The 233-nt window shown below is 42.9% G+C and carries 1 protein-coding gene; it reads right to left on the bottom strand.

Going from position 1 to position 233, the window contains the following annotated elements; translation table 11 throughout:
• Nucleotides 1-233: ion transporter (locus tag AAEY62_RS24960; RefSeq protein ID WP_350637185.1), on the bottom strand; the 233-nt coding region annotated here is incomplete at both ends.

Here is a 233-nt window from a genome sequence, read left to right as displayed (position 1 = left end):
CATCAGCAGGGCTATGTAACCCATTTGCGGAATAGCTTTAAGTAAAGCGTTAACTAATAAACGCAGCTCGGGGACCATAGACACCAGCCGCAATACACGAAATATTCGCAATAAGCGTGCAATTAGCATACTTGAGCCTGCCGCAGGGTATAAGCTACCTAGTACGATAAGGGTGTCGAAAATATTCCAACCTTTGGAGAAAAAATCTTTGATACCTTTACTGGCAATAAAGC

This window comes from Pseudoalteromonas sp. GW168-MNA-CIBAN-0100 (assembly GCF_040309225.1).
GTDB classification, from domain to species: Bacteria; Pseudomonadota; Gammaproteobacteria; order Enterobacterales; family Alteromonadaceae; genus Pseudoalteromonas; species Pseudoalteromonas arctica.
Note: the sequence above shows the minus strand (reverse complement) of the source record. Positions and strands in the feature narration are given on the sequence as shown.